This is a genomic window from uncultured Chitinophaga sp., assembly GCF_937874145.1.
GTDB lineage: Bacteria > Bacteroidota > Bacteroidia > Chitinophagales > Chitinophagaceae > Chitinophaga.
On the sequence record NZ_CALNBI010000158.1, the window covers coordinates 1 to 4,464 of the forward strand.

Annotated in this window: 7 protein-coding genes; 3 read left to right on the top strand and 4 right to left on the bottom strand. The window is 58.2% G+C overall.

Translation table 11 applies throughout. The annotated features are described in order from the left end of the window. Window positions 1-2: 2 nt before the first annotated feature. Genes Q0510_RS24855 through Q0510_RS07420 form a run of 3 tightly spaced genes read left to right on the top strand, consistent with a single transcriptional unit; the run spans window position 3 to window position 1,098 of the window. On the top strand, window positions 3-98 hold the full coding sequence (locus tag Q0510_RS24855; RefSeq protein WP_366940998.1) for a PCMD domain-containing protein: 96 nt from the start codon (window positions 3-5) through the stop codon (window positions 96-98). Between the two features lie 9 nt (window positions 99-107). Next, window positions 108-860: a porin family protein gene (locus tag Q0510_RS07415; RefSeq protein WP_298709670.1), complete on the top strand. Its 753-nt coding sequence runs from the start codon at window positions 108-110 to the stop codon at window positions 858-860. Window positions 861-876: 16 nt separating this feature from the next. After that, on the top strand, window positions 877-1,098 hold the full coding sequence (locus tag Q0510_RS07420; protein WP_298709671.1) for a hypothetical protein: 222 nt from the start codon (window positions 877-879) through the stop codon (window positions 1,096-1,098). Window positions 1,099-1,247: 149 nt separating this feature from the next. On the opposite strand, the gene Q0510_RS07425 is transcribed toward Q0510_RS07420, so the two are convergent. The 4 genes from Q0510_RS07425 to Q0510_RS07440 form a co-directional block, all read right to left on the bottom strand. After that, a complete protein-coding gene (locus Q0510_RS07425; protein WP_298709673.1) occupies window positions 1,248-1,778 on the bottom strand; it encodes a DUF3347 domain-containing protein in 531 nt (176 codons plus the stop codon). 42 nt (window positions 1,779-1,820) lie between these two features. Further along, window positions 1,821-3,014, bottom strand: coding sequence for an efflux RND transporter periplasmic adaptor subunit (locus tag Q0510_RS07430; RefSeq protein WP_298709675.1), 1,194 nt, complete (start codon window positions 3,012-3,014; stop codon window positions 1,821-1,823). 9 nt (window positions 3,015-3,023) lie between these two features. Beyond that, window positions 3,024-4,166 (bottom strand): efflux RND transporter periplasmic adaptor subunit, encoded by a 1,143-nt coding sequence (locus Q0510_RS07435; protein ID WP_298709677.1) that lies wholly within the window; start codon window positions 4,164-4,166, stop codon window positions 3,024-3,026. After that, the coding region (locus Q0510_RS07440; RefSeq protein WP_298709679.1) for a hypothetical protein at window positions 4,144-4,464 on the bottom strand (321 nt) is incomplete at its 5' end. The genes Q0510_RS07440 and Q0510_RS07435, both read right to left, overlap by 23 nt.

Genomic DNA, 4,464 nt, shown 5'->3' on the forward strand with positions numbered 1-4,464 from the left:
TGATGGCCATCGTGGCCTCTTCGAGCAAAGACGGCGACCAGTACCGGGGCGCCATCGGCAGCAGGTTGCTGGTCGACAGCCTTTCCATCATCCAGTAAAATCAGCACATGAACCTTCGCATCATATTTCTATTCATCTTCTGCGGCCTTGCTTCCGGCGCAAACGCGCAGCTGCACCTGGAGCACCGGATCCAGGCGGGCTTCAATATCGGCGGCACCGCGCCTGTGGGCCTTCCCAACACCATCCGGAAAATCAATTCCTACCGCCCCGAATTCTGCCCCTCGCTGGGCTACGAATTATCGTGGCGGCCCGCGAATTCCGCAATATGGGGCGCCGCAGTAGGCGTCAAGCTCGATTATAAAGGGATGACCACCACCGACGAAGTGATGTATTTTCACACGATGATCACTATGGAAGACGGCTCGGGCAAAAGCGAGTTCGAAGGCGCATTCACGGGGAAAAACAGGACTACCGTCCGCAACGCGTACGTATCTTTCCCCATCAGCGCCACCTACACGCCCAACGCCAACTGGCGGCTGCATTTGGGTGGATACATGGCCTGGCTTTTCAGCGCCAATTTCTACGGCAACGTGAGCGACGGTTACATCCGCAACGGCGGCTCCCTCGGCGAAAAAGTCAACGTGGAAGAAGCCGAATTCGATTTCGGGACGGATATGCGCCGTTTCGATGTGGGGCTGCAAGGCGGGGCCGAAAGGAGCATTGGGAAAAAAATCAATGTGATGGGTACCCTCAATTGGGGATTGCGGCCCGTTTTCCCTTCCGAATTCCGGGGAATGGATTTCCCGATGTATAATATTTACTGTACACTCGGCGTATCGTACCGCATTCAGGCACAGTGATTGCAGCAGTAGCGGTATGAACACATTTCACATCCGCTACAGGAGCCACGACATCCCGGTCTCGCTGGAAGAAGACAACCTCTTCCTCGTTTCGCTGCCGTGGAAAGATCTCTACCTTGTGAGGAAGGAAGACAATGAGGTTGCTTTGCACTGGTTCGAGGAGGGAGCAGACAACGAAACGCTGGAAACGAAGGAAATCGGTACAGCTATAGAAATGACCGGCAAAGCTGCCACATGATTGATTATCAATTGTTGGTGGCCCCAAAAACGGCGCATGCATGACTGTATGCGCCGTTTTTTTATTGTAAACAGCCGTAAAAAAGAAGAGCCGGTCCCGGGACCGGCTTTCTTTAGTGGGCCGGGCTCGCCGGCTATCAACATGGCTCTTTATTGCAGGGTTTCTTCCACCGTGCCGCAGGTCAGCATTTCGTCGCCGAAATACGGGTTGCGGATATCTTTGGAACGGCTGAGCCAATGCGCGCCCTTGTCGTTCAGCGCCATCGGGCAGAATTCTACATGCAGTTCGCCGCTGCTCAGCCCGGATGTTTTTACCAGTCCGATAAAAGTATCGTTTAACGCTGAAAAGGCATCGCGCTGGGCTTTTATGTCTGCGGCGGAGCCGATGGTTTTTGCGGCTTCGGCCAATTTCCCGGAAGGATCGGCTGCGGCGGCTCCGGTTTCGATGGCGGCGGCGGAAACTTTCGCGGCGGAAGCATCGCCTTTCACGAGGGCTTCGGTCAGTTTTTCGTAATGTTCAAACACGGCATTCAGTGCGTCGTTCTTCAGCACCACGCCGGCAGGAGTGGCCGCAGGCGCAGTAGCTTCGGCTGCGGGTTGCTTTTCTTCCGATTGCCGGGTGGCGTTGCCGCCGCAGGCTGCCAATACGGTTAATGCGGCGGGAAGGATCCATTGTTTCATGATTTCAGGTGTTTTTTGAATGATGAATATGATGAAAATTTTTTAAACGGGCTGTTTTCCTCTTTTCAGGACAAATTCGCTGTAGAGCAAATATGCCCCGGTAACCACCACTTTTTCCCCTTCGGCCAGTCCTTCCGTGATTTCGATGGAGCGGTTGGTTTCCAGTCCTGTCCGCACTTTGCGCGGTGAGAAGGTATTCTTTGGCTTTTCGATCCAGATGTGTGCGGCGGCGCCATCGCGGATCACGGCGTCGATGGGTACCTGCAGCGTTTCGCTGCGCGAAGCGACGGGCAGCAGTACGTTGGCGGCCATGCCCGGTTGCCAGCGCGCGTTGGGGTTGGCGATGGAGCCGCGGAGCTGGAGGGTTTGCTTGCCGGTCCGGATGGCGGGGTAGACGAACTCGGCCTGCATGCTCAGGGGCTCGTTTTCCCATCCCGGCACCGTTACCTGCAACGTTTGTCCTTCCTTCAGCAAAGCGGCTTCGGAAGGATAGATATCCGCTTCCACCCACAACCGGCTGTAATCTTCCACCTGCAGCAACGTGCCGCCTTCGGAAACGTATTGCCCTTCGGTGACCGACAATTCCGTCACCAGGCCGCCCTGTTCCGCATGATAGGTCACCAGGGGCCGGGGCGCGCCTTCCTTGTCCAGCTGCGCGATGTCCGCAGCGCTTTGCCCGTAGCGTTCCAGCTTCGTCCTGGCGCCTTCGGCGATCTGCCGGAAGCGCGCATCTTCCGGGAAGCGCTTTGTTTGCGCGGCGGCCAGCAGGTATTCGGATTGCAGCGTGGCGAGGTTTTCGGAATAGATGGCATACAAAGCCTGCCCTTTTTGAATACGGACGCCTGTTTCGCGGACATACAATTTATCGATACGCCCGGCGATGCGGGCGCTGATGATGCCTGTTCGTTGCGGATCGGGCATGAGCCGCGCGTTGAGGCTGCGCGTTTGCGTGAATATGCCGGCGCCTGCGGTGGCCGTGGTGATGTTGGCGAGGTCCACCTGGCTGTCCATCAGCTGCAATGATGTACTGGTGCTGTTCTTATCGAACGGCACGAGATCCATCGCGCAGATGGGGCAGGTGCCGGGCGCGTTCTGTATCACCTGCGGGTGCATGGGGCAGGTGAAGGTTTGCTGCGCGCCGGCCGTTTTTTCCGCCGTTTCCCCGCATGCGGTGAGGAATACGGCAGGCGCTGCAGCCGCTACGGCGATGGACCTGAGAAAATGTCTTCTTTCCATATGTTTCGGTTATGGATGTGATGATGAAATGCTGGCCTCCGGCCAAATAAACCCTTCGCTGTCGGCGATGTACGCGGCGTTGGCGGCAATGCCGGAAACGGCTTCCGCCAGTTGCACCATCCCGCCCCACCGGATGCCGGTGCGAACAGGTATCGCCTGGTATCCGTTCCCCGACTTTTTGAAGACCACGTTATCCTGCCCCAGCCGGATCACGGCGGATGCGGGCACCCACCAGCTGTCGCGGATGAGAACGGGTATCCAGGCGGTGATGAGCTGGCCGGCGGAAGATTGTCCGTCGATGTACACCCTGGCCCGGCTGAACTTTTCGCCGTTGGCGAACACGGGTTCTAGCAGGTGGATGTTGCCATTGCGCAATTCCCCGTTCATGCCGTTGCCGCCGATGAGGACGCGGGCGCCGGGCCCTGCTGCAGCGGCGATGCCGGCGGGCAAAGCGAATTCAGCGACCATGCGGCCGGTTTTGTAAATGGAGAAAAGGTTCTGCCCGGCGGTCACATATTGCCCTACCCGTAATAATACAGGCGATTGTGTGGGAGCGGGGGCGGAGGGCGCTGCCATCGGTGCGGCGGCGCCCATGTTGCCCATATCGTCTCCTCCGGCAGGGGCCGCAGCCGGCGCCGGCGAAGGCACCGAAGCAACAGCGGATTCTTCCAGGATGTACCCATCGGCGTTGCTGTACACCGGGATGGTCACGCGCACCTGGCGGGTACGGAGGACTTCGCGCACCAGGGGCCCGGGCATGCCCATCAGCTCCAGCTTACGGACGGCCAGCGCTTCCATATTCCGGTCGCTGCCGACAGACAGCATCTCCCGTTGCGCGGCCACCAGTTCGGGTGAATAGATTTCCAGGATGAGCTGTCCTTTCCGGACGGGCTGGTAATTATATCTCACGTATAATTTTTCGATCCTTCCGGCCACGCGTGCGGGCAGGATGGCCCGGTTGCGGCTGTCGTAGCGCACGGTGCCGGGGGCCTCCATCACTACGATCCTGCTTTGTTGCCGCGGGTACAGCAGCGGCAGGGAATCGGTGTTCGCTGCGGCGGGGGCTACCTTTCTTGCCGGAGCCGTGCCGCAGGCGGCGAAAGCTGCCATGGCGGTGAGGAGGAGTATATTAACGGTAAAGCGCTTTTTCATATTCCACGATCATTTCGTAACGTTTTAATTTTTCGTCCTGCAGCCCGGTTTCGCTCATCGTCAGCGCTTCCCAGGCGTCGATTACGACGGGGAGCTGCAGGCGGTTTTCCTGGTAGGCCGCGAAGTTGGCGTCGAGGGCTTTGCGGAGCGAGGGGATGATCACTTTTTCCATGGAAGCGATCCGCCTGTCCATCTGCTTTATTTCAGCCAGCATGCCGTACAGCATGCCCTGCGTTTCCTGCAGCATGGCGCTGCGCTCATTTTCCATCGCGGCGATGTTCTGTTCCATGGATTTGAT